Here is a 21,657-nt window from a genome sequence, read left to right as displayed (position 1 = left end):
GGAAGTCGGCAAAATGAAATGCTGCCAACCTCGGCCCATCTAGGAGCCGGCGGCTTGGGATCCCACAAGCTCGACCCGGCCGCCGGCTGCCTCGATCTTGGCTTGGGCTGAGGGGGTGATGGCAGCCGCCCTGATCGTCAGGGGCACGCCGATTTCCCCATCTCCCAAGATCTTCAGCGGGCCATCGTTGGTGGTCACGATCCCCCGTTCCATCAGACTTTCCAGGCTAACCTCGCTGCCGGCAGGCAGCTCTGTCAAGGCGCGCAGGTTGATCAGCGTGTACTCCAGACGCCGGGTGTAGCGGGGGAAATGTTTAAGCTTGGGCAAACGCCGATAAAGAGGGGTCTGGCCGCCTTCAAAGCCGGGTCGCGTGCTGCCTCCCTTGCGGGCCTTCTGCCCTCGCATCCCCTTGCCACAGGAGGCTCCCTGCCCGGCAGCAACGCCACGGCCCAGGCGCCGCCGCCGCCGCCTCGAACCTGCTTGAGGTCGAATGTCTTCCAGTCGCATGGCTTCCAGCTCCCTTGCTCTATATCATGGGTTCATCACTTGCTGAATAGGCGGCGCACATCGATATCTCGATCTTGAGCCACCTGTTCAAAGGTTCGCATCCGCCGCAGCGCATCAATGGTGGCACGGGCATTGTTGAGGGGGTTGCTGGATCCCAGTTGCTTGGCCAAGCTGTTGCGTACACCTGCCAACTCCAGAACGGTGCGCACCGCTCCCCCGGCGATGACGCCTGTGCCGGGAGCTGCTGGCATCACCAAGACGGCGGCACCGCCACCTGCCCCCCGCATGGGATGGGGGACGGACAATCCTTTGGTGAGGGGAACTTCAATGAGGTGCTTTTTGCCGTCCACCACTCCCTTGCGCACGGCCCCGATCACGTCGTTGGCTTTGCCCACGCCGACTCCAACTTGGCCGCGCTCGTTGCCGACCACCACCACCGCGCGAAAGCTCAGTTTTTTGCCGCCCTTGACCACCTTGGTGACGCGCCGAATCTGGATAACCCGTTCTTGCCACTCGGTGGGTTGCTCTTCGCGGCTTTTTTTGCTTCTGCGACGTTCTCTCTGCTCAGCCATGTGCCTTTTCCTCAGTAGCTAGAACTGTAACCCCGCCTCTCGGGCAGCCTCTGCCAGCGCTTGAACGCGCCCGTGATAAAGCTTGCCCCCCCGATCGAAAACCACGCGAGAAATACCCATTTGCAAGGCCCGCTCGGCAACTGAGCGGCCCACCAAGGCAGCCGCCTCTTGGGTGGCCGTCCCGGTCTCTTTAAATTTTTCGCGCAGCTCCGTGTCCAGGGTGGAGGCAGAGGTTAGGGTATGCTGAGCTACATCGTCGATCACCTGGGCGTAGATGTGTCGATGGGAGCGAAACACAGCCAGGCGAGGCCGCTCGGCAGTGCCAAAGACCTTGCGGCGAATGCGGCGATGGCGACGTTGGGTGGTGATTTTGCGGTTGGTTTTCATAGGCTATTTACTTCTTGGCTTTGCCCGATTTACCTGCCTTACGGCGAACTTGTTCTCCCAGATAACGGATCCCTTTTCCCTTGTAGGGCTCTGGGGGCCGGACGGCCCGAATGCGGGCGGCAGTGTTGCCCACCAGTTCTTTATCCATACCTGAGACGACAACGATGTTGTTTCCTTCAACGGCCATTTGGATGCCGGGGGGAAAGGGGATCTCCACCGGGTGGCTGTAGCCGACGTTCAGGATTAACTTGCTGCCTTGGGTGGAAGCGCGGTAACCGACACCTACCAGCTCCAGCCGCCGCTCAAATCCCTTCGATACCCCATCTACCATGTTGGCCACCAGGGTGCGGCAGAGGCCGTGCAGTTGGCGGGCGGGACGGGAATCGTTGAGCCGGCTGACCGTGAGCATCTGAGCGTCTTGCCGGACGGTGATCAGGGGAGGCAAACTGCGGGACAGTTGTCCTTTCGGGCCTTTCACCGCAATGTGCTGGCCGTCGATCTGGATCTCCACCTTGGCAGGAAGGGCGATGGGGCGTCTACCGATGCGAGACATGGGAAAACTCCTGACAAGAGAAAACTGAGAACCTAGTAGACAAAACAGAGTACTTCGCCACCAATGCCCTGTTTGCGAGCCTCCCGATCGGTCATGATGCCGTTGGAAGTAGAGATGATGGCAATCCCAATTCCGCCCAATACGCGGGGCAGCTCTTTGTGGCTGCGGTAAACCCGCAGGCCCGGCCGGCTCACTCGCTTTAAGCCGTTGATGATGGGCCTGCAGTTGCGCCCTTTGCCTTTATACTTCAACCGCAACACCACGCGGGCTTGGATCCCTTCTCCTTCCTCTTTCCATTCGCTGACGAACCCTTCTTCATGAAGAACGCGAGCGATGCTGCGGGTCATGCGCGTGGCCGGAACTGCCACCGACTCGTGCCGAGCCAGGGTGGCATTGCGAATGCGGGTGAGCATGTCGGCGATCGTGTCGTTGGTGTGGGCCATCGGTGGGTCAGTGCTCCTCGGAAGATCGATCAAGAAAACTCAGGATAGGCAAACCTAAGAAGCAAAGGGCATGCCAAACGCCTTGAGCAGGGCACGGCCTTCTTCATCGGTTTTAGCAGTGGTCACGATGGAGATATCCATACCTCGCAGCTGATCTACAGAGTCGTAGTTAATTTCCGGAAAGATCAGTTGTTCACGAATGCCAAGGGTGTAGTTGCCGCGTCCGTCGAAGGCTTTGGGGCTGATGCCGCGGAAGTCGCGGATACGGGGCAGGGCAACATTGATCAAGCGATCCAAAAATGCATACATGCGCTCCCGCCTTAGGGTTACCATCAGGCCAACCGGCATGCCCTTGCGGATTTTGAAGCTGGCGATGGCCTTTCTGGCGCGGGTGATCACCGGACGCTGGCCGGTGATGGCGCTGATCTCGGCAATGGAGGACTCCAGAGCTTTGGCATTTTGGGAGGCTTCCCCTAAGCCGCGGTTGATGACGATCTTCTCCAGGCGGGGCACCTGATGGATGTTGGTGTAGCCCAACTCTTTTTGTAGCTTGGGGACGATGACAGTGTTGTAGTGGATTTGCAGGCGTTGCGGCATGGTGGCTTCTCCTTTTGGCTCTGGGCTGGGTCAGAGCCCTAGTCAACTTCAAGGGACACTTAGTCGAGGATCTCGCCTGTTTTCTTGAGGACACGGACTTTGCGGCCATCGGCGGTGATTTGATAGCGGATGCGGCTGGCCACCTCCTGCTTCTTGGAATAGAGCATCACCTTGCAGGCGTGGATCGGGGCTTCTTTGGTCTCAATTCGGCCACTTTCCCCTTCTCGCTGCGGCTTGCGGTGGTAGGTGACGATGTTGACTCCTTCCACCACAACCATGTTGCGCTCGGGAAAAACCCGCAGCACCTCGCCGATTTTGCCTTTGTCATCGCCGGAGATCACCTGCACGGTATCCCCCTGCTTGATGCGCATTTTGTAGCGCAGGCTGTTGCGGTGCTTGCGAATGCCGGGTTGCCGGATTAAGCGCCGAATTTGGCTGGGCTTGAGGGGGCGGGCCATCTAGAGTACCTCCGGAGCAAGGGAGATGATCTTGGTGAAGTTTTTCTCCCGCAGCTCGCGAGCCACAGGGCCGAAAACACGAGTCCCACGGGGGTTACCGTCGTTGTTGATGATCACGGCGGCGTTGTCGTCGAAGCGGATGCACATGCCGTCAGGGCGACGTACGGTATCGACGGTGCGGATGACCACGGCCTTGACGACGTCAGATTTTTTGACGGGCATGTTGGGCAGGGCATCTTTGACGACGCCGATAATCACATCGCCCAAGCTGGCGTAGCGGCGGCCACTGCTGCCCAACACGCGAATACACATCATCTTGCGGGCGCCGGTGTTATCGGCAACCGTCAGCATGGTTTGCTGCTGAATCATAGTTTCTTCACCTCCCGTAAGATTTCGGCCACTTGCCAACGCTTGGTGCGGCTGAGGGGACGGGTTTCGGTGATGCGCACCAGATCCCCTTCTTGGCAGCGGTTCTCCTCGTCGTGGGCTTTAAACTTTTTGGTTTTGACGACGATTTTGCCGTATTTGGGGTGGGCAACCCGGTTTTCCACGGCAACAACCACCGTCTTTTGCATCTTGTTGCTGACAACAACGCCGATCTTTTCGCGAGCAGGCATTACTCCTCCTTCTGGGTCTGAGTTGAGGGCAAGAACTTGCCGCGTTTGCGCTCGGATTCAACGGTCAGCAGTTGAGCCAGCTTGTGTTTGCGCAGGCGAATGAGGTGGGGCTGGTTCAACTGCCGCGTGGCCTGCTGCAAACGCAGCTCGAACAGCTCTTTTTTGACGGCGTAGATCTCCTGGCTCAGTTCCTCGTCCGATAGGGCACGGGCATCGGCAATTTTGGGCATGGGCATGGTTGACTCTCCTCCCTCAGGTAGGGCTAGCTACCGGTTCTGGGGTTTCCGGAACTGCTTCCTGGGCAGGTTCCGGCTTCTCAAAGTCGGCTTTGGTTACAAACTTGACTTTGATCGGCAGCTTTTGGGCGGCCAGGCGCATGGCCTCTCGAGCCGTGGCTTCAGGCACTCCTCCCATCTCAAAGAGGATGCGGCCTGGCTTGACGACGCAAACCCAATACTCGGGGTTGCCTTTGCCGGATCCCATGCGGGTTTCGGCAGGCCGTTGGGTAACAGGCTTGTCGGGAAAGATGCGGATCCAGATTTGGCCGCCTCGCCGGACGTAGCGCGTCATGGCCCGACGGCTGGCTTCGATCTGCCGAGCCGTAATCCAGGCGGGTTCTAGGGCCACAAGGCCGTATTCCCCAAAGTTGATGCGGTTGCCGCGGGTCGCTTTGCCTTTCATGCGCCCGCGCTGTTGCTTACGGTATTTGGTGCGTTTGGGGCTTAACATAGCCGTTCCTCAATCATTGGCGAACCGATGGGATCCCTAGCCGACGCTCAAGTCTCTGCTGTTGCCGAGCGATCTTCAAAGGTGGGCCGCCGCCGCTGCTGCCGGCGTTTGGGCTGTTGCAGGGGAACCTTTTGTTCGGGACGTTCCTGCCCGGGCAGAACTTCTCCTTTAAAGACCCAAACTTTGACCCCGATGATGCCGAAGGTGGTGCGGGCGAGGTGCTCGGCGTAGTCGATGTCGGCCCGCAGGGTGTGCAAAGGGATCCGCCCCTCCCGCGTCCATTCGGTGCGGGCGATCTCGGCCCCGTTGAGGCGACCGGCAATTTGGATTTTGATCCCTTGTACACCGGCCCGCTGCGCCCGCTGGATGACCTGGCGCACGATGCGGCGAAAAGCAATCCGCCGTTCCAGCTGTTGGGCAATACTTTCCGCCAGCAAAGCTGCTTCGGCATCGGCACGGGTAACTTCCACAACGTTGATGCGGATGGTTCGTTCGCCGCCACCTCGTGAGCTCAGCTCTTTTTGTAGGCCTTGGCGCAAAGTCTCTAAGCCAGATCCTCCCCGACCCACCACCACCCCAGGGCGAGCAGCGCGGATCTCGAGGTCAATTTGATCCGCCTTACGCTCAATCTGGATGTCGGCCAGGCCGGCACTGCTCAACTGCTTGGTCAGGTAGGCGCGGATCTGATCGTCCTCCTGCAACAAGGCCGGGTAGCGGGCCGGATCGGCAAACCAGCGGCTGCGATGTTCTTTGATCACGCCGAGGCGGAAACCGGTGGGGTGGATCTTCTGTCCCATGGTGTTGTCGGTTGAGGGGTAGAGGTCTGGGAATAGGGAAGGTTAGGAAGTTGTTGCTGCTCCAGCTTCTTCTATGGGCCGGACGGCGATGGTGATGTGACAGGTGCGCTTGCGAATGGGGTAGGCCCGACCTTGAGCGCGGGGGCGAAACCGCTTCAGCACAGGCCCCTGATCGGCGTAGGCTTGGCTGATCACCAGATCCCGCGGATCGAGGCCGTTGTTGTGTTCCGCATTGGCCACCGCCGAGCGCAGCACCTTGCGCACCGGCTCACAAGCAGCGTAGGGCATGAACTCCAACAGGATCAGGGCGTCGGCATAGGTGCGCCCTCGGATCTGGTTCAGCACCCGCCGCACTTTGAAGGGGGACATGCGGATGTAGCGGGCTACCGCTTTAATATCCGATGATGAATCAGCCATAACGCTCTCCTACTAGATCGCTCTCCTTATCAGCCGCTCAGTTAACGGCGAGATGCTTTTTTGTCGCTACCCGCATGGCCGCGGAAGGTACGGGTGGGAACAAACTCGCCCAGCTTGTGGCCCACCATCTGATCGGTGATGTAGATGGGCACGTGTTGCTTGCCGTTGTGCACGGCAATGGTGTGGCCGATCATCACCGGCAGGATGGTGCTGGCCCGCGACCAGGTTTTGATCATGTGCTTCTCGTTGCGCTCATTCATCTTCTCCACCTTGAGAAGAAGCTTGGCATCCACAAAGGGGCCTTTTTTTAGCGAACGTCCCATAAGAACCTCGACAGTTTGACAAGCAATTCAGCCTCGAAAACGCTTGAGGATACGGATGGCCAGCAGATTGCTATTGAGCGGCTCTCCCACCTCTGTCGCGACGACCTCCACGACGGCGACCGCGCACGATGAACTTGTTGCTGGGCTTGTTGCGCTTACGAGTTTTGTAGCCCAGGGTGGGCTTGCCCCAAGGGGTGACAGGGGTACTGCGACCGATGGGTGCTTTTCCTTCCCCGCCGCCGTGGGGGTGATCGACGGGGTTCATCACCGAGCCACGCACGTGGGGACGGCGCCCCAACCAACGGCTGCGACCGGCCTTGCCCAGGCTGAGGTTGTTGTGGTCGACGTTGCCCAGTTGGCCGATGGTGGCGTAGCACTCGCCGCGGATCATGCGGACTTCGCCAGAGGGCAGCTTAAGGGAGACATATTTGCCCTCTCTGGCCACCACTTGAGCTCCAGCCCCGGCAGCGCGAACGATCTGCCCGCCGCGACCGGGATACAGCTCCACATTGTGAACCACCGTTCCCAACGGGATCCGCTCTAAAGGCATGGCATTGCCGATCTCAAAGGGGGCCTCAGGCCCGGCCATGATGGTGGATCCCACCTGTAGGTTACGGGGAGCGAGGATGTAGCGTTTCTCACCGTCTTCGTATTCCACCAGGCAGATGTGGGCACTGCGGTTGGGATCGTACTCCACGGTTTTGACGGTGGCCGGGATCCCGCGTTTGTCGCGGCGGAAGTCGATGATGCGATAAAGCCGCTTGTGGCCGCCGCCCCGGTGGCGGCAGGTGATGACGCCGCGGTTGTTGCGCCCTTTCTTGCGGTGAAGAAATTGCAGCAGAGACTTTTCCGGTCTGGGCCGCTTGCCGTTCTCGTCACGGGACAGCTCCTCGAAGTCAGAGACCGTCATGTGACGGGTGCTGGGGGTGTACGGTCGGAGAGTACGAATGCCCATGGCTCGGGTGGGGGTGGAGGACTAGGGGTAGCGGCTTAGTAACAAGGGATCAAAGGGTCTAGGTATCCGGGAAGAGGGTGATGGAATCTCCCTCGGCCAAGGTGACGATGGCTCGCTTGGGACGGGTGCGATAGCCAACAAAGCGACCCACCCGCCGTTGCTTGCGGGGCAGCTTTAGGGTGTTGACCGAGGTGACCCGCACTCCGAACATCTCCTCGACGGCGGCTCGGATGAGGGGCTTGGTGGCGGTGGGCATCACTTCAAAGACGTATTTGCGCTGTTCCATCAGGGCGGTTGCCTTTTCGGTGATGACGGGTCGCAACAAGATATCGGCCAGGATCCGCTTGCTCTCAGTCATCGTCTTCCTCCTCTGCTGCGGCTGTTTCGGCCTCTTCTACGGCTGGTGGCTGGGCACTGTCCTGATCCTGCAACTCTTCCTCGGCTACAGCCTGATCTGTTGGCTCTTGGAGAGTTGCTGGAGCAACTTCTTGATCCGCCTGATCTGCTTGCGCTTTTGGATCTTCTGGCTGAGCTTGACCTTCGGCGGCTTCGGCTTGGGTTACAGCTTCTGTTGCTGCGCCGGATCCCCAGCGGGCCTTGAGCTGTTCCAGGGCAGAGGTGGTGATCAGCACCCAATCGACGTTGAGCAGATCAAAAACGTTGATCTGATCCAGGCCGATCAGCTTGACGCGGGCAATGTTGCGCACGGCCCGCTCTACAGCTTGCGAGCGTTCGGCAACAATGAGCAAAGCTGATTGATCCTCCATCACTCCCCAGCGCAGCAGAGCTTGGGCCACGGCGCGGGTCTTGGGTGGGTTGAGCTGCTCCTGGAAATCTTCCACCACGATCAGGTCTTCCACCCGGCTTTGCAGAGCGGTGCGCAGGGCCAGTTGCCGCTCTTTGCGGTTCATGGCCAGGTTGTACTCCCGCTTGCGGGGGCCGAAGATCACCCCACCTTTGCGCCACAGGGGGGAGCGAATGGAGCCGGCGCGAGCCCGACCGGTACCTTTCTGCTTCCAAGGCTTGCGACCGCCACCCCGCACTTCGGCTCGGGTCTTGGTGTGGGCGTTGCCCTGGCGAGCGTTGGTCATCTGCCGGCGCAGAGCCAGATAGAGGATGTGGGGAGCTGTTGCGGGACGAGCCACTTTAAGACTTAGCTCGGCGCTGCCCACCGTTTCCCCTTGCCAATTTTTCACCACACAACTTGCCATGGTTTCCTCGTCTTCGCGGATGCCGGTCAGCCTTGGTTTTGCCTAACGTCTGTTGCCCACCTGCTTAGCAGGGGTGATCTCCAGCAGCCCCCCTTCCACGCCGGGCACGCAACCCTTGATCACCAGCAGATCCCGCTCCGGATCCACCTGCACCAATTGCAATTTACGGGTGGTGGCTCGGCCACCTCCCAGCCGCCCTGCCATGCGCATCCCCGGAAAGACGCGGCCTGGAGTTGTGCCGGCGCCGATGGAGCCTGGCCGGCGGTGGTTTTTGGAGCCGTGGGACATGGGGCCACGGCCGAAGTGGTGCCGCTTCTGATAGCCGGCAAACCCTCGCCCGATGGAGGTGCCCGCCACATCCACCAATTGGCCGGGGGAGAAAATCTCAACGGTAATTTTTTGCCCCAACTGGTAGGCTTCTGGCTGGTCAACCCGAAACTCCCGCAGGTGGCGCAGTAGCTCTGCCACCCCCGCTTTGCTGAGGTGGCCCCGCTGCGCCCGCGTGAGATGCTTTTCGGCAGTGGGCAAGTAGCCCAACTGAACGGCGTTGTAGCCATCTGTGGCTTGGGTTTTGATCTGGGTCACCGTGCAAGGCCCGGCCTGTACAACGGTGACCGGAATGGCCAGCCCTTCTGGAGAGAAGATCTGGGTCATGCCGACTTTTCTGCCAAGGATGCCAAGTGCCACAAGAACCTCCCCTCGAGCCTGCACGACTCGTTTTCATCAACTCAGAACCGGCTCACTCCGACAATCAGCTAGCCGTCGAGACGGAGCCCTTTGGCTGGGTCAGCCAGATGCGTAGAGCAGCAGCGTGACGGCAGGAAAATCAGACTCTGGCTAAGTCTGCTGGCTCAGGCAAAAAAACAGTGCAGGGAGAGGCTAGGATCCCTGCCAATCTGGACAGCACTGGGCCTGCTGCTCAGCTCGGCCTGAAGTTACACGCCAAACTGCTTTTGCTTAGAACTGCTCAGACTTGCCTGCAAAGAGGCAGTATCTGGAATAGCAGTACGTTGGGTTGCCGAAGCGCGTGGGCTTAGTTGGCAACGAAAACCAATCATAATGAAGCGAAGGCCTATTTGTCCAGTCTTTTGCCGAGAAAATGGTTGGGGAGGCCAATGACGGTGGAAGCAATGAGGAACCATTGGCGGGATCCCTTCCAAAGTGTGTTGGGCTGGGCAGGCAGTGGGCTGACCCAGGCTTGTGTGGAGCGCTATTGGAGTTTGTTGCAGGCGGGATCCGATCCGGCGCGGATCTTGTTTTTGGTGCGGAGTCAACGGCAGGCGGATGAGGTGTTGCGGCGCTTGCAGCAGTCCAGCTTGGGTTTGGTGGGGCCGTGGCGGATCGAGACGTTCTTGCAGCGGGTGGGGCGCTCTCTGGCCGATCATTGGCCGCAGGTGTGTGCCCGCCTCCCGCAGTTGCCCCCTCAGTTTGAGCCGATCCCCTTGGCCAAGGATCTGACTCAATTTCTCTGCCAACGGGCCTGCGCTTTGTGCCCGCGGCATGGGCAAGTCTTTGCCGGCGTTGGGCTCAAGGAGTTCCAGATCTGGGATCAGATCAGCAGTGCTGCCTATATTGCGGGGGCTTCGGGTTTGGCGGCGGAAGCGGTGGGATCCCGGCTGGCAGCGGCCTGGCCGGCGGAGGGGGATCCGGGGCGGGCAGAGGCTTTGCAGGCGATGGGCTGTTGTGTGGAGCGGCTGTGGGAGGTGGGGTTGCGGCTGGGATCCCTGGATTTTGGCTTGCAGATCCGGCTGTTTGGTGAGTACATCTTGCCGCTGGCGGAGTTTTGGCAGGAGTGGGATCACCTGATCGTGGATCAGGCGGAAGACAGTTGCGGGGTGGCGCTGGAGTTTTACCGGCAAGGGCAAGCCCATCTGCAAAGCCAGTTTTTTAGCTACACCCTCGGCGGCGGAGTCTCGTTGACCGGGATCCCGGAGGCAGTAGCTGACTTTTTGATGGAAAACACCCGGGTTCAGCTTCTGGAGAGGAGCTATCGCGGCTCGGCCGGCATGATTCGGCTGGGGGTGCAGATTGTGCGGGTGCTGGATCCCCAGTTTTCGCATTCGCTGCCCGAACCGAAGGGGGGAGAGCCGCCGAAGGTGCAGGTGCTGGAGGGAGAGACTCTGTTTACAGCGGTGGAAGGGATGGTTGCTGAGATCCGGCAGCTTTTGCGGGCCGGGATCCCGGCCTCTCGCATTGCTGTTTTGCTGCCGCGTATGGATGTGGGGGTGAGCCTGAGGCTGCAGGAGCAATTGCCGGAGGTCTTGCCGATCGCCCCTTTCCCGGCGTTGATCCGCTACCCGTTGGTGCGCGCAGTGCTGACGGCAGCGGAATTGGCCCATCCCGAGTGGGGCGCTTTTCCCACCCTGCCGGCCTGGCGGCTGCTGTTGAGCTGGGTGTTGGATCTGGATCCCATCCGGGCAGCCCTGTTGGCCCAAGATACCTGGGATCCGGTGGGTCGTTCTCTGCGTTCCCGAACCGCGGTACGGCAGCCGGAGCGGGTGGGGTTTGCCAACCTGGAGCGCTACCAGCGATTGTTCGATTGGCTACGCGGCTATCCTCCTGGGCCTTCATTGGCCGTCTTCTTTCAGCGGTTTTTTGCCGATCACTTGGCCCCGGTGATTTCCTCCCCTCAGGATCAGGAGCTGCTGCGCGTGCTGATAGAGGCGGCGCAACGGTTTCGCCGGGCCTTCCCTACCGAAGGGGATGCCGCCTTTTTGGCCATGATCCGCTCGGGACAAACCCCCAGCAGCGGACGCTTTGAGCCCGACTATTCCCGCTACCTGGTGGTGGCGACGCCGGTGGCCTATATCAATCGAGGTTTAGAGGCAGATTACCAGTTTTGGTTCGACATCACCAATCCGCTTTGGTCCCGTTCTCTCTGGCGTGTGCTTTACAACAGCCGTGTGCTGACACCGGAGTGGGATGGGGAGGTTTTCGACGCGGCCCAAGACCTACAGGCGCGTCAACAAATTCTGGCTCGCACGCTGCTCAACCTCTGTTGCCGAACTCGGAAGGGGCTGTGGCTGGTGCGCTCCACTTGTAACTACCGCGGCGAAGAGAACACCGGCATGTTAGATTACCTCATTTTAAAGGCCGCGAAGGCCATGGCCACGGCTTGATTCAGAGTGCTACGACTTGCTCCTGGCGGCAGATGTGTTCATCTATCTGGGGGATTTGGGCCAGGTCTTGCCGGCCTGTGGGCGGGTGCTCAATCCCGGCGGGCTTTTGGCCTTCACCGTCGAGCAGGGATCCGTCCCCGGCTACGAGCTGGGATCCACCACGGGGCGCTCTGCCCACTCCGCCGCCTACGTGCTGCGGCAGGCAGAACGGGCAGGGCTGGATCCCGTCTATCATCAGAACTTTACCCTGCGGCGAGAGGGAGAAACCGACGTGCCCGGAGCCGTGTGGTGTTTACGTCGGCAGCCGTGATCGAAAGCGGCCGGCCCGAAATGGCTGTAGGCCCTCTATCCGCGCTCGGAAAGAATCGAGTAGAGTGGGGACGCCCGCCTGGACTTGGATTGGGTTTTATGAATCCGGATACCCCGGCGCCCTCGTCCCGCCGCTTTCCCCTTCGTCCTGTGGCAACGCTGGCCCTCGCCGTCGGCCTCCTGGCGGGGCTGGGAGCGGGGGGCTACGTCCTACTGCAGCGGCTACGGCTGCAGATGCACCGGGATCTGATCCTCTATCGGTACGCCGCTTTCTCCGGCTATGAAGATGTGGCAGCGTTCGATCCCGGCCCAAGCGACCGCTGGTTTCCTCTGACCTATCCTGTGCTAGCCCGCTGGGGGGGATCCGCCGACCCAAGCCGCCGCAGCTACGCCTTTTACACTTTACAAAGCCATGGCCTGCCTTACAGCCGCTGGTGGTTGGAGGATCGGCTGCGGCAAAATCCGGCTGAGTTTTTCGCCCCAGCGGCGTTGTTCGGGGGCTACGACTACTCCAGCGGTCAGGAGATCCCGCCCCAGTACGAGCTGTTTGGGCTGGATCGGCCAGAGTCGGTGCAGCGCCTCACCGAGCTGGCCTTGGCCGGGATCCAAGCCGATAGCCCGGAGTGGAGTTTCAATCTCAACTGGCTCAACAGCTTGCTCACCCAAGAAGGATTTCCCTTTCGAGAGCAGGTCTACGGGGTGCTGATCCCCGCCTTGGAAAGCAGCCCTCCACAGCGGGCCAAGAAACTCTTGAGCGTCTTGCCCTATGAGGAGGAAGGGATCCCATCCTGGGCGCTATCCCAGGTGCAGGCGGTGCGGCAGCGGGTTGAGGAGAGTACCACCTCTTACATCGATTTTTATGGGCGCGCCGACCAGGTGCTGCTCCTAGAACAGCCAACAGTGCAGGCGGTGCGCCCTCTGTATGAAGGTTTACCACCCTCATCTCGAGAGTTTTTTCTGCTGCAGATAGCGGAGCCGGAAACCCTCAACCCTGGTGCTCAGGTGTTGTTGCGCAGTGTGGTGGCCGATGATGCCGACCCACAGCGGTTTTTGGCGGCGGCCCTGCTCTACATCAAGGGGGATCCCGTCGGGGAGCCGCTGCTGCAGAGGTCTCTCAACGAGGATTTGGCCGCTCTGCACGGCATCAGCAATGGTTTGGTTTTGCTGCAGCTGGCGGAGGCTTTTCCCAACTCCCGCTTTACCCAAGCTTGCCGGGAATATGCCCGCATTCGCGGGGGCAGCTATTTTGGCTATTCCCCCCACAATCCCGAGACCGGCGAGCCGATCCCGCGGCCTTTCCCCCCGGCAGAAGAAGAGGCCCTTTGGCGGGCTTGGCTGACCACCTACCCGGATCACCCCGGCGCCGACGATGCCCTCTTTTGGTTGACGCGCACCTTGGAGTGGCAAAGCAAGCGGGAGGAGGCGCTGCTCCTTTTGGCCAACTGGCTGGCGGAGCCCTTTGGCGATGGGGACATGCGCTACGTCTTGCGCCGCCGCCTGCTTTTGCTCCTAGACAGCGGCGCAACCCCCGGCGAGTTGCAGGCTTTTCTCGACCGCCACGGGGATCATCCTCTGGCTGCCGCCGTCCGCTATGCGCTGGCGGTGCGCTACGCCCGCGAGCACCGCTACGACCAAGCCCTCCGGTTGACGGAAAATCTGGCTTTGGATGCGGTGTTGGAGCGCTACCCCTTGCTGGATGGCAGCTACTGGCTTTACGACTGGGATCCAGAACCCGGCAGCCGCACCCCTTTGGATCCGGAAATCCAGGCCCAACGAAAACGCTGGCGAGAATTGAGGCGGTGGCAAGCCCGCTCCACCCCCCAGCAGCGCTATCAACTGGCCGCCCACTGGGCCGCTGCCGACGGTTGGCGCAATGGCTACCTGTGGCTGTTTAACCGCAACCGCGCTGCTGGCCTCAGCCTGGATGCCGAGGAAAGGACACCGCCCCGACCGGCTGCTTCTGATGGTTCCTTATCCAACTATCAGCGGGCCAATCACCATGCTGTGGCAGCAGAGTTGCTCGGCTCTGTGCTGGCGGATCCCAGCGCCCCTGCCCACTTGCAAGAGAAAAGTCTTTACTGGCAGGTGGTGATCCTCTACCGCCAGTACACCGCCTACCCTCCCGACGAGACGGCAGCCATCTATCCGCTGCCGGGCTTTCCCCCAGGGGTGACCGAAGATGCCAGCTTGTTCGACACGCCGCTGCCCGACTACGTGGATCCCAGCGACCCTGGAGATCGCTACTTTCTGGAAGCCAAAGCCTTGCGGGACGGCTATGCCCGCCAGGCGATCTACGCCGGCAATGAGCTGCTGGCCCGCTTCCCGCAGAGCCGCTATGCCGGGGATGTGCTCATGAGTCTGTACGGCCTGACGGGAGATGCCACCTTTCTAGGGCGGCTGCTGGCGCAATTTCCCGACAGCGATCGTGCTCTGGAGGCAGCGCTGGAGCTGGGGCCCGTTGACCACTGAGTCTTCGCCGTACCGCAGCTTCATAGCCTCTTCACAGAGCCTGCATGGAAGGCCAATAGCGGTATTCTAGGACGAGAGCCGTCTTGCGGGATCCGGGAAGGAAAGCTTTATCTCCCCTTTATCTTGCCGGATCTGGGTTAGCCTTGGGTTGAGTTTCCTTGGGCCCTGCCTGATGGATCCCGCCACCTTTTTGGAGCGCTACGGGTTTGAGCTGGAGGGGCAGCCCGGCCAGGTGTGGGTGGGGCGCTGGGGCCAGCGGTTCCCGGTCTCTTGGATCCCGGCGGCCCTGCTGGAAGCCCTCTACCAGGGGCGCTACAAGGCCGCCTCTGTGGAACAGATCCTCCGCCTCTGGCAGCGCCGCGGCGCTCCTCACCTCACCTTTCCCCTAGAAATCAGCCAATCCCTGTGGCGGGAACAGCAGGAGCTGATCCGGTCTTTGGTTGCGGATGCCCTTGCCCGTTCTCCTTTGCCACCCGTAGCCTCGGCGGGATCCCTGTTTTCCAGAGAATCGGCCATATCTCTAAACTTGTTGTTGGATCAGTTGCAGGATCTCCCGCCCAAGCTGCGCCACCTGCTCGTTCATTTGCATCCTGCCCCGCCAACCTCCTCGGCGGCTCGCGCTGGCGGGACGGAGCTTTTGGTAACTTTGGAGCTGCAGCTTGCCGACCCTTCGGATCCTGCCCAGCCATCCCAAGGACAGCCTCGGTGAGTTTGCAATTTTGCCTCAGGGATCCTTGCCATCACCAACTCCGGCGTACTCCCGCCACAGCAGAGCTTGTCGGGATGGGGGATAGGATTGACACTCCCCCGACTTTAGTCGGGGGATTCTTACGCAGTCCATAGACGGACTCGCAAAGGCGCTGTCAAGACGCCCCTAGACGGTTCCTTGGAACCAAGTCTCAAGGTTCCGCTTACTTGCTGACTTACAGCACTGTCCGGGTCTTTCACCGGGGTGGGTGCTTGCTTGGGATTGGTAATCATAGCATTGGCGAGCGACTCAAGTCGCTCAAGGACTACGTCCCGCTAACGCGAACGGGCTTTTCCGCTCCGTACTTTAGTACGGGGCTACCCAGCTGCCCCCCTGTGTCGCCACCCTGGCAGAGCCAAAACCGAGGGCCCCCAAACCGTCTCTGTCGCCGCCTGGGGATCCCAACTCTTGCCTAGGCTAGGACGGCGGCCGCCCCGGCGAAAGCTTCCTCCCGCAGCAGCACAGCTTTGTCGGTGCGCTCCCAGGGCAGATCCAGATGGGTTTGCCCGAAGTGCCCATAGACCGCCACGTTTTGATAGAAGCGCCCTCCCCGTTGACGGGGCAACTCTCGCAGTTGGAACTGGGCCAGAATGGCTGCCGGCCTCAGGTCGAAGTGGCGCTGCACCAGCCGCAGCAGATCTTCGTCGGGGATGCGCCCTGTGCCAAAGGTTTCCACCAAAAGGTTGATGGGACGGGCCACCCCGATAGCATAGCTAACCTGCACCTCGCATTTTTGCGCCAGGCCGGCAGCCACGATGTTCTTGGCCACATAGCGGGCGGCATAGGCGGCGCTGCGATCCACCTTGGTGGGATCCTTGCCGGAGAAGGCCCCGCCCCCATGACGGGAATAGCCGCCATAGGTATCGACGATGATCTTGCGGCCGGTCAAGCCGGCATCCCCCTGCGGGCCGCCGATGACGAACTTGCCGGTGGGATTGGTGAGAAAGCGGGTATGGCTGTCGGGTTTGATGGGCAGCTCGGCAAATACCGGCTGCACCACCGCCTCCCAGAGATCGGCGCGGATGCGCTCTTGCACCGCCGCCTCTTCTGTGATGGCGCCAATGGTGGGCGTGTGCTGGGTGGAGATGAGCAGGGTGTGGATACCCACCGGACGCCCCTCCTCATAGGCCACCGTCACCTGCGTCTTGCCGTCGGGGCGCAGATAGGGCAGGGTGCCGTTTTTGCGAACAGTGGCCAACTGGCGGCTGAGGCGGTGGGCCAAGCTGATCGGCAAGGGCATCAGCTCAGGGGTCTCGTCACAGGCAAAGCCGAACATCAAGCCCTGATCCCCGGCCCCGACCAAGTCGAATTGATCTTCCCTGGATGCGCGACTTTCCAGGGCCACGTTCACCCCTTGGGCAATATCGGGAGATTGCTCATCAAAAGCCACCAACACCGCGCAGCTATCGGCAGAGAAACCGTTCTTGGCGTCGGTGTAGCCAATTTCGGCCACCTTGTCCCGCACCAGATGGGTGAAGTTGACATGCGCCTGCGAGGTGATCTCCCCGGTCAGGATCACCATGCCCGTATTCACCACCACCTCTGCCGCCACCCGGCTCATGGGATCCGCCGTCAAGAGGGCATCCACGATGGCATCGGAGATCTGATCGCAGATTTTGTCGGGGTGCCCCTCCGTCACCGACTCCGAGGAAAACAAAAACGACTTGGACAACGAACCTCTCCTTAAGACGAAACAGATGAAACTGGGAGCCTGCTCAGGCCAGAAAGCCAGGCCCACCTGTCCGTTCATCGGCGGCCAGGACCCAAAAAGGCAGGCCTAGCCGGTGGATCAGCGCAGTTGCCAGAGCAACCCACCGCACCCGAGGACTTCGTCCCACTGACGCGATAGAGCCTTGCTCCGCCGCTGCGACCAGAGCTGTGGGAGCCGCTAAAGGGTAAAGTCGCCAGAAAAAGCCCCCACCTAAAAGGGCTATCCTCTAGAGAAAACTTTATTGCCTTTATCTTTCGGTTACTGACTAACCGCAGGAATTGGCACCGTAGCGGAGACTTCCGCCGGTTGCCGCAGCTTCATTGGGCCTGATCCCTCAGTCTGCTCTGGATAAAGAACGGAACTTGTTCTTATGGTACCCCTAACCTCGACGCATTTGTCAAAAAAATGCACTCCGGGCCGGTCTCAACCCAACAGCTCCTGCCACCAGTCGGTGGACTGGGCGGCCCTGAGAAAAAAGACGCCCGCCAAGCCCAGAGGGAAGAGAACTCCCAGAAAGCCAACCGCCCCCAGTGCCCAAGCCAAGCGATGCAGATGCCTTTTGCTGGCAGCGCCCGCGGTTGTTTCCGCCAAGACGGCCAACATCGATCCCAGGGCCGCCAACAGGGATCCCCCCAGCCCGGCCAGATAGGCGGGCCCCAGCCACGGCTGTAACTGGGCGGCAGAGGCAATTTGCAAACGGGGCAGGACTTGAAAACACCCTACCGCCAGCACGGCCCAGATGAAGGAGTACATCAGCAGGCTATCTCGAAAAGCGGTAGCCGGTTCTTTCATGATCCCAGCCCAATCCAGCCAGAGGTAGGATAAAAGCAGTTTGCTGGGGAAGAGCTTGCTCGGCCCACCCGAATTTCCTCTGATTATGGCCCAACCCGCCATGTCTGACCTCTCTGCACCGGCTTGGGGATCCCACTCGACAACAGAGCCTGAGGCTGTTGGCGTTGGCAATTGCGGGACGGAGTCTCTAGCGGGCACAGAGACTGACCTCAACCAGTGGCACCGCCGCAGAATGCAGCGCCGCCAGCAAATCCAGCGGCAGCGCCTATCGGGCATGCGCGATGACAAGGGCTTGATCATCGTGCATACAGGGCAGGGCAAAGGCAAGAGCACGGCTGCTTTCGGCATGATCTTCCGTGCCCTCGGCCAAGGCTTGTCGGTGGGGGTAGTGCAATTCATCAAGGGGGCCTGGGATCCGGGCGAAGCCAAGCTGTTGCGCCAGTTGGCCGCCCATCCGGAGCTGGGCCTGGGGAAAATCGCCTTTTACGCCATGGGGGAAGGTTTTACCTGGGAAACCCAGGATCGCGAGCGGGATATCGCCCATGCGCAGGCGGCCTGGGCAAAGGGGCGGGAGCTGCTCAGCAGCGGCGAGTACCACCTGGTACTTTTGGATGAGATCAACGTCGCCCTCAAGCTGGGGTACCTCTCCCTGGAGCAGGTATTGGCCGGCCTGGCCGAAAAACCGGAGCGGGTGCATGTGATCCTGACCGGGCGGGGCGCGCCGGCTGCCCTGATCGACCGGGCCGACTTGGTAACCGAGATGACCTTGGTCAAGCATCCTTTCCGCGACCAGGGGATCAAAGCGCAAATCGGCATTGAGTTCTAGTCCTTGGGTAGGGCAAGATGGCCATTCTGGTGGCGGCAGCCACAAGCGGCAGCGGCAAGACCACTGTCACGCTGGCTCTGTTGGCCGCTCTCAGGCGGCGGGGCCTGCGCATTCAGCCCTTCAAGGTGGGGCCGGATTACATTGATCCCCTGTTCCACACAGCGGTGAGCGGGATCCCCTGTCGCAACTTGGATCCCTTTTTAACCGATGAGAACTTTGTGCAGCGCTGCTTTCGCCACCACTGCCAAGGCAAAGATGGAGCAATTGTAGAGGGAGTGATGGGCCTCTTCGATGGACGAGCGCCCGCATCCCTGCCCGGCGAGACAGAACCCTTTTTTGCCAGCAGCGCCCACGTGGCCCGCCTGCTGGGGATCCCTGTGGTGTTGGTTATCGACGGCAGCGGCCTGGGAATGACGGTGGCCGCTCTGCTCTACGGCTTGAGCCGCTTTGATCCCCGCCTCACCATTGCCGGGGTGATTTTCAACTGCGTGGCCTCAGAGCGGCACGGCCAGATTTTACAGCAAGCAGCAGCGGCGGCGGGGATCCCGGTCTTGGGCCAGTTTCCCCGCCGTGAGGATCTGCGCCTGCCCAGCCGCCACCTGGGGTTGGTGCCCGTCTCAGAACTGGATCACTTCCCCCGCTGGCAGGAGACCTGGGCCGACCTGGCCGAGCAGCATCTGAATTGGGATGAGCTACTGCCCTTGATTCGCTCCTTGCCGCCGGCAGTGGGGGAGCTGTGGCCAGAGATTTCCCCACAACCGCGTCGGGTTCGGGTAGGGGTGGCCCGCGATGCCGCCTTTAACTTCTACTACGCCGACAACTTGGATCTCTTGCGGGCCTGTGGCGCCGAGCTGCTGGAGTACTCTCCCCTGCAGGTGGGGCTGTGGCCGCCGGAGCCCTGCGATGGCCTGCTGCTGGGGGGCGGGTTCCCAGAACTGTTTGCCGCCACCCTCTCCGAAAAAATAAGCCACCGCCCACCGCCGCCCGCCCATCCACCCCTCTATGCCGAATGCGGCGGGCTGATGGTGCTGGGACGATCCCTCACCGATTTCAAGGGAAAGACCTACCCCCTGGCCGGGCTGCTGCCTATCCAGGTGGACATGGGCGACCGGCTGTGTCTGGGCTACCGCGAGGCCACTGTCCTGCGCCCAACCCTGCTGGCCAAGGCCGGGGATCGCCTACGAGGGCACGAATTTCACCGCTCCCGCAGCACCCCTCTCTCCCCCAACCCAATCTACATCTGGGGATCCCCGCCTCACCAGGAAGGCTGGGCCGGTCGGCGCCTGCACGCCTCCTACCTGCATCTCCACTGGGGATCCCGTCCCGACCTGGCCATGCGGCTCTTACAAAGCTTCTTGAGGACAACTCTGCCCATCTCCCCTTAGAAGACCATGCCATCGCTGAGCCGTTGGATGGGCGGAGAAACATCTGACCTGAGCTCCGGCGGATCCAGGTCTTTGAGCCGCTTTTCCGGCCAGGCCAAGCGATCCGCGGATCCTCCGCGAGAATGTCGCCAGCGCCTGTGGAAGGGCATTTCCCCGCTGGGATCGTGATCGTGGCGGTCACGCAGTCGGCATCGAGGCGAGAATGCTCCGATTCACCGGCCAAAACCCTTTCAAATAGCAACTTACAGCGATCCCGAATGGCTTGAGGACTCTGAAAATAAGTCACTCGTTTTTCCTGAACAACAGATGCCGACCTTGAGCCCTTCCCTCTCAAGCATCCCTCGCTTCATCCAAGAGTTTTTCAGCATAATTGGGCGGGAACTCACCTTGCTCCACATTCGTCTACAAAACTTAGCCTTCTTGACTCCAAACACGCCAGCCTCTTGCAGAGGCTCAGAAACCTAGAGGGCAACCCAACCCAAAGGACTACATCTTGCTTCCCCACTGCTGAAACCCCTGTAGGAGTGGGCTTTGAGGCAATTGTCCACAAAAGGACTGCGTCGGGGCATTTCGAGAAAAGACTGAGCTAAGCACTGGGTGAGGATCCCAGTAGGTAAGAAGTTTTGAGTCGGGGTAAATTTTGATGTCTTTGGTTAAGACGAGTATGGGATACTACACCTTGGTGGGCTAGACTTTGCCTACCCTGTGGCTTTAATCACTTCCTTGAGGGTTTGTCGGTTGTTATCCTAGACATGTCTTTAGCTCTCAAGCAGAATAAGCATAAATTACTAGTTGGCTCATTTTCGGCTAGACTGAGCCCCACAGCGGGCGATTCATGTAGGGAGGAGTGTGATGTTCACACGGTTGGCGGAACAGTACCGCAGCTATGTTCAAGATCTGGTGATGAGTTTGCAGGCTCTGGCCATTGTTTTGGAGAAGCGGGGCTATCCAGCTTCTTGCTACACCTGCGGCACCTCATTTGAGAGCGCCTCCTTCATGGTCAGCTTACGGGAGGGGCACTTGATTCGCTTTTTGGTTTCCGAATGCTCCATTAGCTGGACAGAAATGCGGGATGACCGGGAGCTCATGAAACTGGAAGGAGCAGAGGCGATTCGCCAACTGCAGGATTTGGCAGAGCTGATCAAAGATGAGTTGGTGGCTGCTGCCCCGGCTGAGGCTCTGGTAGCCAGTGCGTAAACTACCCGACTCCGACCGCTCAGCGGTACGGAGCGGGCTTAAGCGCTCCGCGCCGCTGACGCGAACGGTAGCCCTGCAGTTGGCAAGCCAACCACGGGCCTCTGGGCCGGTTTACAGCGACCCCCAAAAGGGCAATCACGTTGGCACCGTTCAAATCTGCATCCCCTTCCCAACCGCAGACCGGGTTCACACAACGAAAACGCTTCCCTTCCCGTTGCCCAAGCCACAAACACTGATGGCAGGTCTGCGAGCTGTAGGCAGGCGGCACCACCACCACCTGGATCCCTGCTCTGGCGGCCTTGTAATGCACAAATTGCCGCAACGGGTAGAACGCCCCTCGCGCTAGCGGGCCGTAGGCCTCACTGTTCAACCGCCGCCGCTCCGTCTTGCTGCGCGGCTGTTGGTTGACACGCTCCCGGATCCCGGTCAGGTCTTCCAAGGCAATAAAACGGTGGGTGGCCTGTGCCCTAGCAACAATGGACTTGGAGATGCGATGGTTCACCCAAGTTTGAAAGCGCCTCTCCCGACCAGACAG

28 protein-coding genes, 1 pseudogene and 1 riboswitch are annotated in these 21,657 nt (G+C 60.5%); of the genes and pseudogenes, 7 read left to right on the top strand and 22 right to left on the bottom strand.

Annotation, left to right across the window (positions count from 1 at the left end; genetic code table 11):
* Positions 1-39: 39 nt before the first annotated feature.
* The 18 genes and pseudogenes from rplO to rplC all read right to left on the bottom strand — a co-directional run bounded on the left by rplO (position 40) and on the right by rplC (position 9,253).
* Positions 40-507: a 50S ribosomal protein L15 gene (rplO, locus tag NW851_RS09765; protein WP_414333266.1), complete on the bottom strand. Its 468-nt coding sequence runs from the start codon at positions 505-507 to the stop codon at positions 40-42.
* Between the two features lie 35 nt (positions 508-542).
* Positions 543-1,079, bottom strand: a complete 537-nt coding sequence (rpsE, locus tag NW851_RS09760; protein WP_414333268.1) for a 30S ribosomal protein S5 — start codon at positions 1,077-1,079, stop codon at positions 543-545.
* An 18-nt stretch (positions 1,080-1,097) separates the two neighbouring features.
* The gene (gene rplR, locus NW851_RS09755) at positions 1,098-1,466 is read right to left on the bottom strand and encodes a 50S ribosomal protein L18 (protein ID WP_414333269.1); all 369 of its coding nucleotides are present in this window, start codon (positions 1,464-1,466) and stop codon (positions 1,098-1,100) included.
* Positions 1,467-1,473: 7 nt separating this feature from the next.
* Positions 1,474-2,019: a 50S ribosomal protein L6 gene (rplF, locus tag NW851_RS09750; protein ID WP_414333271.1), complete on the bottom strand. Its 546-nt coding sequence runs from the start codon at positions 2,017-2,019 to the stop codon at positions 1,474-1,476.
* Between the two features lie 32 nt (positions 2,020-2,051).
* Positions 2,052-2,462 carry a 30S ribosomal protein S8 gene (gene rpsH, locus NW851_RS09745; protein ID WP_414333273.1) on the bottom strand — a complete coding sequence of 137 codons (411 nt, stop codon included), beginning with the start codon at positions 2,460-2,462 and terminating at the stop codon, positions 2,052-2,054.
* Positions 2,463-2,516: 54 nt separating this feature from the next.
* Positions 2,517-3,059, bottom strand: a complete 543-nt coding sequence (rplE, locus tag NW851_RS09740) for a 50S ribosomal protein L5 (protein ID WP_414333275.1) — start codon at positions 3,057-3,059, stop codon at positions 2,517-2,519.
* Between the two features lie 59 nt (positions 3,060-3,118).
* On the bottom strand, positions 3,119-3,517 hold the full coding sequence (gene rplX / locus NW851_RS09735; protein ID WP_414333276.1) for a 50S ribosomal protein L24: 399 nt from the start codon (positions 3,515-3,517) through the stop codon (positions 3,119-3,121).
* On the bottom strand, positions 3,518-3,886 hold the full coding sequence (gene rplN, locus NW851_RS09730; RefSeq protein WP_011434162.1) for a 50S ribosomal protein L14: 369 nt from the start codon (positions 3,884-3,886) through the stop codon (positions 3,518-3,520).
* Entirely contained in the window at positions 3,883-4,134 is a 252-nt protein-coding gene (rpsQ, locus tag NW851_RS09725) for a 30S ribosomal protein S17 (protein WP_414333277.1), read from the bottom strand. The genes rplN and rpsQ overlap by 4 nt, the downstream gene beginning before the upstream one ends.
* Positions 4,134-4,370 (bottom strand): 50S ribosomal protein L29, encoded by a 237-nt coding sequence (rpmC, locus tag NW851_RS09720; RefSeq protein WP_414333279.1) that lies wholly within the window; start codon positions 4,368-4,370, stop codon positions 4,134-4,136. Before rpmC ends, rpsQ begins: the two co-directional genes overlap by 1 nt.
* A gap of 16 nt (positions 4,371-4,386) precedes the next feature.
* Entirely contained in the window at positions 4,387-4,863 is a 477-nt protein-coding gene (gene rplP, locus NW851_RS09715; RefSeq protein ID WP_414333281.1) for a 50S ribosomal protein L16, read from the bottom strand.
* Between the two features lie 47 nt (positions 4,864-4,910).
* The gene (rpsC, locus tag NW851_RS09710) at positions 4,911-5,660 is read right to left on the bottom strand and encodes a 30S ribosomal protein S3 (RefSeq protein WP_414333283.1); all 750 of its coding nucleotides are present in this window, start codon (positions 5,658-5,660) and stop codon (positions 4,911-4,913) included.
* Positions 5,661-5,702: 42 nt separating this feature from the next.
* On the bottom strand, positions 5,703-6,077 hold the full coding sequence (gene rplV, locus NW851_RS09705) for a 50S ribosomal protein L22 (RefSeq protein ID WP_414338118.1): 375 nt from the start codon (positions 6,075-6,077) through the stop codon (positions 5,703-5,705).
* A 41-nt stretch (positions 6,078-6,118) separates the two neighbouring features.
* Complete coding sequence (gene rpsS / locus NW851_RS09700; RefSeq protein WP_414333287.1) at positions 6,119-6,400, bottom strand: 30S ribosomal protein S19; 282 nt, start codon at positions 6,398-6,400, stop codon at positions 6,119-6,121.
* A gap of 70 nt (positions 6,401-6,470) precedes the next feature.
* Positions 6,471-7,355 carry a 50S ribosomal protein L2 gene (rplB, locus tag NW851_RS09695; RefSeq protein ID WP_414333289.1) on the bottom strand — a complete coding sequence of 295 codons (885 nt, stop codon included), beginning with the start codon at positions 7,353-7,355 and terminating at the stop codon, positions 6,471-6,473.
* A 58-nt stretch (positions 7,356-7,413) separates the two neighbouring features.
* A complete protein-coding gene (locus NW851_RS09690; protein ID WP_414333291.1) occupies positions 7,414-7,713 on the bottom strand; it encodes a 50S ribosomal protein L23 in 300 nt (99 codons plus the stop codon).
* Positions 7,714-7,939: 226 nt separating this feature from the next.
* A pseudogene (gene rplD / locus NW851_RS09685) lies at positions 7,940-8,566 on the bottom strand (50S ribosomal protein L4); the annotation flags it as partial.
* 42 nt (positions 8,567-8,608) lie between these two features.
* Positions 8,609-9,253, bottom strand: coding sequence for a 50S ribosomal protein L3 (gene rplC / locus NW851_RS09680; RefSeq protein WP_414333293.1), 645 nt, complete (start codon positions 9,251-9,253; stop codon positions 8,609-8,611).
* 428 nt (positions 9,254-9,681) lie between these two features.
* On the opposite strand from rplC, the gene NW851_RS09675 reads away from it, so the two are divergent.
* The 4 genes from NW851_RS09675 to NW851_RS09660 all read left to right on the top strand — a co-directional run bounded on the left by NW851_RS09675 (position 9,682) and on the right by NW851_RS09660 (position 15,172).
* Positions 9,682-11,685: a hypothetical protein gene (locus NW851_RS09675; protein WP_414338114.1), complete on the top strand. Its 2,004-nt coding sequence runs from the start codon at positions 9,682-9,684 to the stop codon at positions 11,683-11,685.
* 16 nt (positions 11,686-11,701) lie between these two features.
* On the top strand, positions 11,702-11,995 hold the full coding sequence (locus NW851_RS09670) for a class I SAM-dependent DNA methyltransferase (RefSeq protein ID WP_414338112.1): 294 nt from the start codon (positions 11,702-11,704) through the stop codon (positions 11,993-11,995).
* Positions 11,996-12,093: 98 nt separating this feature from the next.
* The gene (locus NW851_RS09665) at positions 12,094-14,463 is read left to right on the top strand and encodes a tetratricopeptide repeat protein (protein ID WP_414338109.1); all 2,370 of its coding nucleotides are present in this window, start codon (positions 12,094-12,096) and stop codon (positions 14,461-14,463) included.
* A 172-nt stretch (positions 14,464-14,635) separates the two neighbouring features.
* Positions 14,636-15,172, top strand: a complete 537-nt coding sequence (locus NW851_RS09660) for a hypothetical protein (protein ID WP_414338107.1) — start codon at positions 14,636-14,638, stop codon at positions 15,170-15,172.
* Positions 15,173-15,623: 451 nt separating this feature from the next.
* Here the strand turns inward: NW851_RS09660 and metK are convergent, their stop codons facing one another.
* Positions 15,624-16,883, bottom strand: a complete 1,260-nt coding sequence (gene metK, locus NW851_RS09655; RefSeq protein WP_414338104.1) for a methionine adenosyltransferase — start codon at positions 16,881-16,883, stop codon at positions 15,624-15,626.
* A gap of 283 nt (positions 16,884-17,166) precedes the next feature.
* Positions 17,167-17,277, bottom strand: a riboswitch (SAM riboswitch).
* 68 nt (positions 17,278-17,345) lie between these two features.
* A complete protein-coding gene (locus tag NW851_RS09650; protein ID WP_414335902.1) occupies positions 17,346-17,714 on the bottom strand; it encodes a hypothetical protein in 369 nt (122 codons plus the stop codon).
* 85 nt (positions 17,715-17,799) lie between these two features.
* Here NW851_RS09650 and cobO point away from each other — a divergent pair, with 85 nt between their 5' ends.
* Both cobO and NW851_RS09640 read left to right on the top strand, forming a co-directional pair.
* The gene (cobO, locus tag NW851_RS09645; protein ID WP_414335906.1) at positions 17,800-18,540 is read left to right on the top strand and encodes a cob(I)yrinic acid a,c-diamide adenosyltransferase; all 741 of its coding nucleotides are present in this window, start codon (positions 17,800-17,802) and stop codon (positions 18,538-18,540) included.
* A 17-nt stretch (positions 18,541-18,557) separates the two neighbouring features.
* Positions 18,558-19,925 (top strand): cobyrinate a,c-diamide synthase, encoded by a 1,368-nt coding sequence (locus NW851_RS09640; protein WP_414335903.1) that lies wholly within the window; start codon positions 18,558-18,560, stop codon positions 19,923-19,925.
* Here NW851_RS09640 and NW851_RS09635 read toward each other — a convergent pair.
* Positions 19,922-20,074: a hypothetical protein gene (locus tag NW851_RS09635; RefSeq protein WP_414338101.1), complete on the bottom strand. Its 153-nt coding sequence runs from the start codon at positions 20,072-20,074 to the stop codon at positions 19,922-19,924. The genes NW851_RS09640 and NW851_RS09635 overlap by 4 nt on opposite strands.
* A gap of 703 nt (positions 20,075-20,777) precedes the next feature.
* Between NW851_RS09635 and NW851_RS09630 the strand changes: the two genes are divergently transcribed.
* Entirely contained in the window at positions 20,778-21,122 is a 345-nt protein-coding gene (locus tag NW851_RS09630) for a DUF1815 family protein (protein WP_414338098.1), read from the top strand.
* 19 nt (positions 21,123-21,141) lie between these two features.
* Here the strand turns inward: NW851_RS09630 and NW851_RS09625 are convergent.
* Positions 21,142-21,657: zinc ribbon domain-containing protein (locus NW851_RS09625; protein ID WP_414338095.1), on the bottom strand; the 516-nt coding region annotated here is incomplete at its 5' end.

This window comes from Synechococcus sp. H55.7 (genome assembly GCF_047462395.1).
In the GTDB taxonomy this organism is placed as follows: Bacteria; Cyanobacteriota; Cyanobacteriia; order Thermostichales; family Thermostichaceae; genus Thermostichus.
The sequence above is the reverse complement of the archived record's forward strand: the minus strand, read 5'-3'. Positions and strand labels throughout refer to the sequence as shown.

Excerpts from the sequence above, each read along its gene's own strand:
- rplO (WP_414333266.1), bottom strand. The coding sequence starts at position 507 with ATGCGACTGGAAGACATTCGACCTCAAGCAGGTTCGAGGCGGCGGCGG.
- rpsE (WP_414333268.1), bottom strand. The coding sequence starts at position 1,079 with ATGGCTGAGCAGAGAGAACGTCGCAGAAGCAAAAAAAGCCGCGAAGAG.
- rplR (WP_414333269.1), bottom strand. The coding sequence starts at position 1,466 with ATGAAAACCAACCGCAAAATCACCACCCAACGTCGCCATCGCCGCATT.
- rplF (WP_414333271.1), bottom strand. The coding sequence starts at position 2,019 with ATGTCTCGCATCGGTAGACGCCCCATCGCCCTTCCTGCCAAGGTGGAG.
- rpsH (WP_414333273.1), bottom strand. The coding sequence starts at position 2,462 with ATGGCCCACACCAACGACACGATCGCCGACATGCTCACCCGCATTCGC.
- rplE (WP_414333275.1), bottom strand. The coding sequence starts at position 3,059 with ATGCCGCAACGCCTGCAAATCCACTACAACACTGTCATCGTCCCCAAG.
- rplX (WP_414333276.1), bottom strand. The coding sequence starts at position 3,517 with ATGGCCCGCCCCCTCAAGCCCAGCCAAATTCGGCGCTTAATCCGGCAA.
- rplN (WP_011434162.1), bottom strand. The coding sequence starts at position 3,886 with ATGATTCAGCAGCAAACCATGCTGACGGTTGCCGATAACACCGGCGCC.
- rpsQ (WP_414333277.1), bottom strand. The coding sequence starts at position 4,134 with ATGCCTGCTCGCGAAAAGATCGGCGTTGTTGTCAGCAACAAGATGCAA.
- rpmC (WP_414333279.1), bottom strand. The coding sequence starts at position 4,370 with ATGCCCATGCCCAAAATTGCCGATGCCCGTGCCCTATCGGACGAGGAA.
- rplP (WP_414333281.1), bottom strand. The coding sequence starts at position 4,863 with ATGTTAAGCCCCAAACGCACCAAATACCGTAAGCAACAGCGCGGGCGC.
- rpsC (WP_414333283.1), bottom strand. The coding sequence starts at position 5,660 with ATGGGACAGAAGATCCACCCCACCGGTTTCCGCCTCGGCGTGATCAAA.
- rplV (WP_414338118.1), bottom strand. The coding sequence starts at position 6,077 with ATGGCTGATTCATCATCGGATATTAAAGCGGTAGCCCGCTACATCCGC.
- rpsS (WP_414333287.1), bottom strand. The coding sequence starts at position 6,400 with ATGGGACGTTCGCTAAAAAAAGGCCCCTTTGTGGATGCCAAGCTTCTT.
- rplB (WP_414333289.1), bottom strand. The coding sequence starts at position 7,355 with ATGGGCATTCGTACTCTCCGACCGTACACCCCCAGCACCCGTCACATG.
- NW851_RS09690 (WP_414333291.1), bottom strand. The coding sequence starts at position 7,713 with ATGACTGAGAGCAAGCGGATCCTGGCCGATATCTTGTTGCGACCCGTC.
- NW851_RS09675 (WP_414338114.1), top strand. The coding sequence starts at position 9,682 with ATGACGGTGGAAGCAATGAGGAACCATTGGCGGGATCCCTTCCAAAGT.
- NW851_RS09665 (WP_414338109.1), top strand. The coding sequence starts at position 12,094 with ATGAATCCGGATACCCCGGCGCCCTCGTCCCGCCGCTTTCCCCTTCGT.
- NW851_RS09660 (WP_414338107.1), top strand. The coding sequence starts at position 14,636 with ATGGATCCCGCCACCTTTTTGGAGCGCTACGGGTTTGAGCTGGAGGGG.
- NW851_RS09650 (WP_414335902.1), bottom strand. The coding sequence starts at position 17,714 with ATGAAAGAACCGGCTACCGCTTTTCGAGATAGCCTGCTGATGTACTCC.
- cobO (WP_414335906.1), top strand. The coding sequence starts at position 17,800 with ATGGCCCAACCCGCCATGTCTGACCTCTCTGCACCGGCTTGGGGATCC.
- NW851_RS09640 (WP_414335903.1), top strand. The coding sequence starts at position 18,558 with ATGGCCATTCTGGTGGCGGCAGCCACAAGCGGCAGCGGCAAGACCACT.
- NW851_RS09635 (WP_414338101.1), bottom strand. The coding sequence starts at position 20,074 with ATGCCCTTCCACAGGCGCTGGCGACATTCTCGCGGAGGATCCGCGGAT.
- NW851_RS09630 (WP_414338098.1), top strand. The coding sequence starts at position 20,778 with ATGTTCACACGGTTGGCGGAACAGTACCGCAGCTATGTTCAAGATCTG.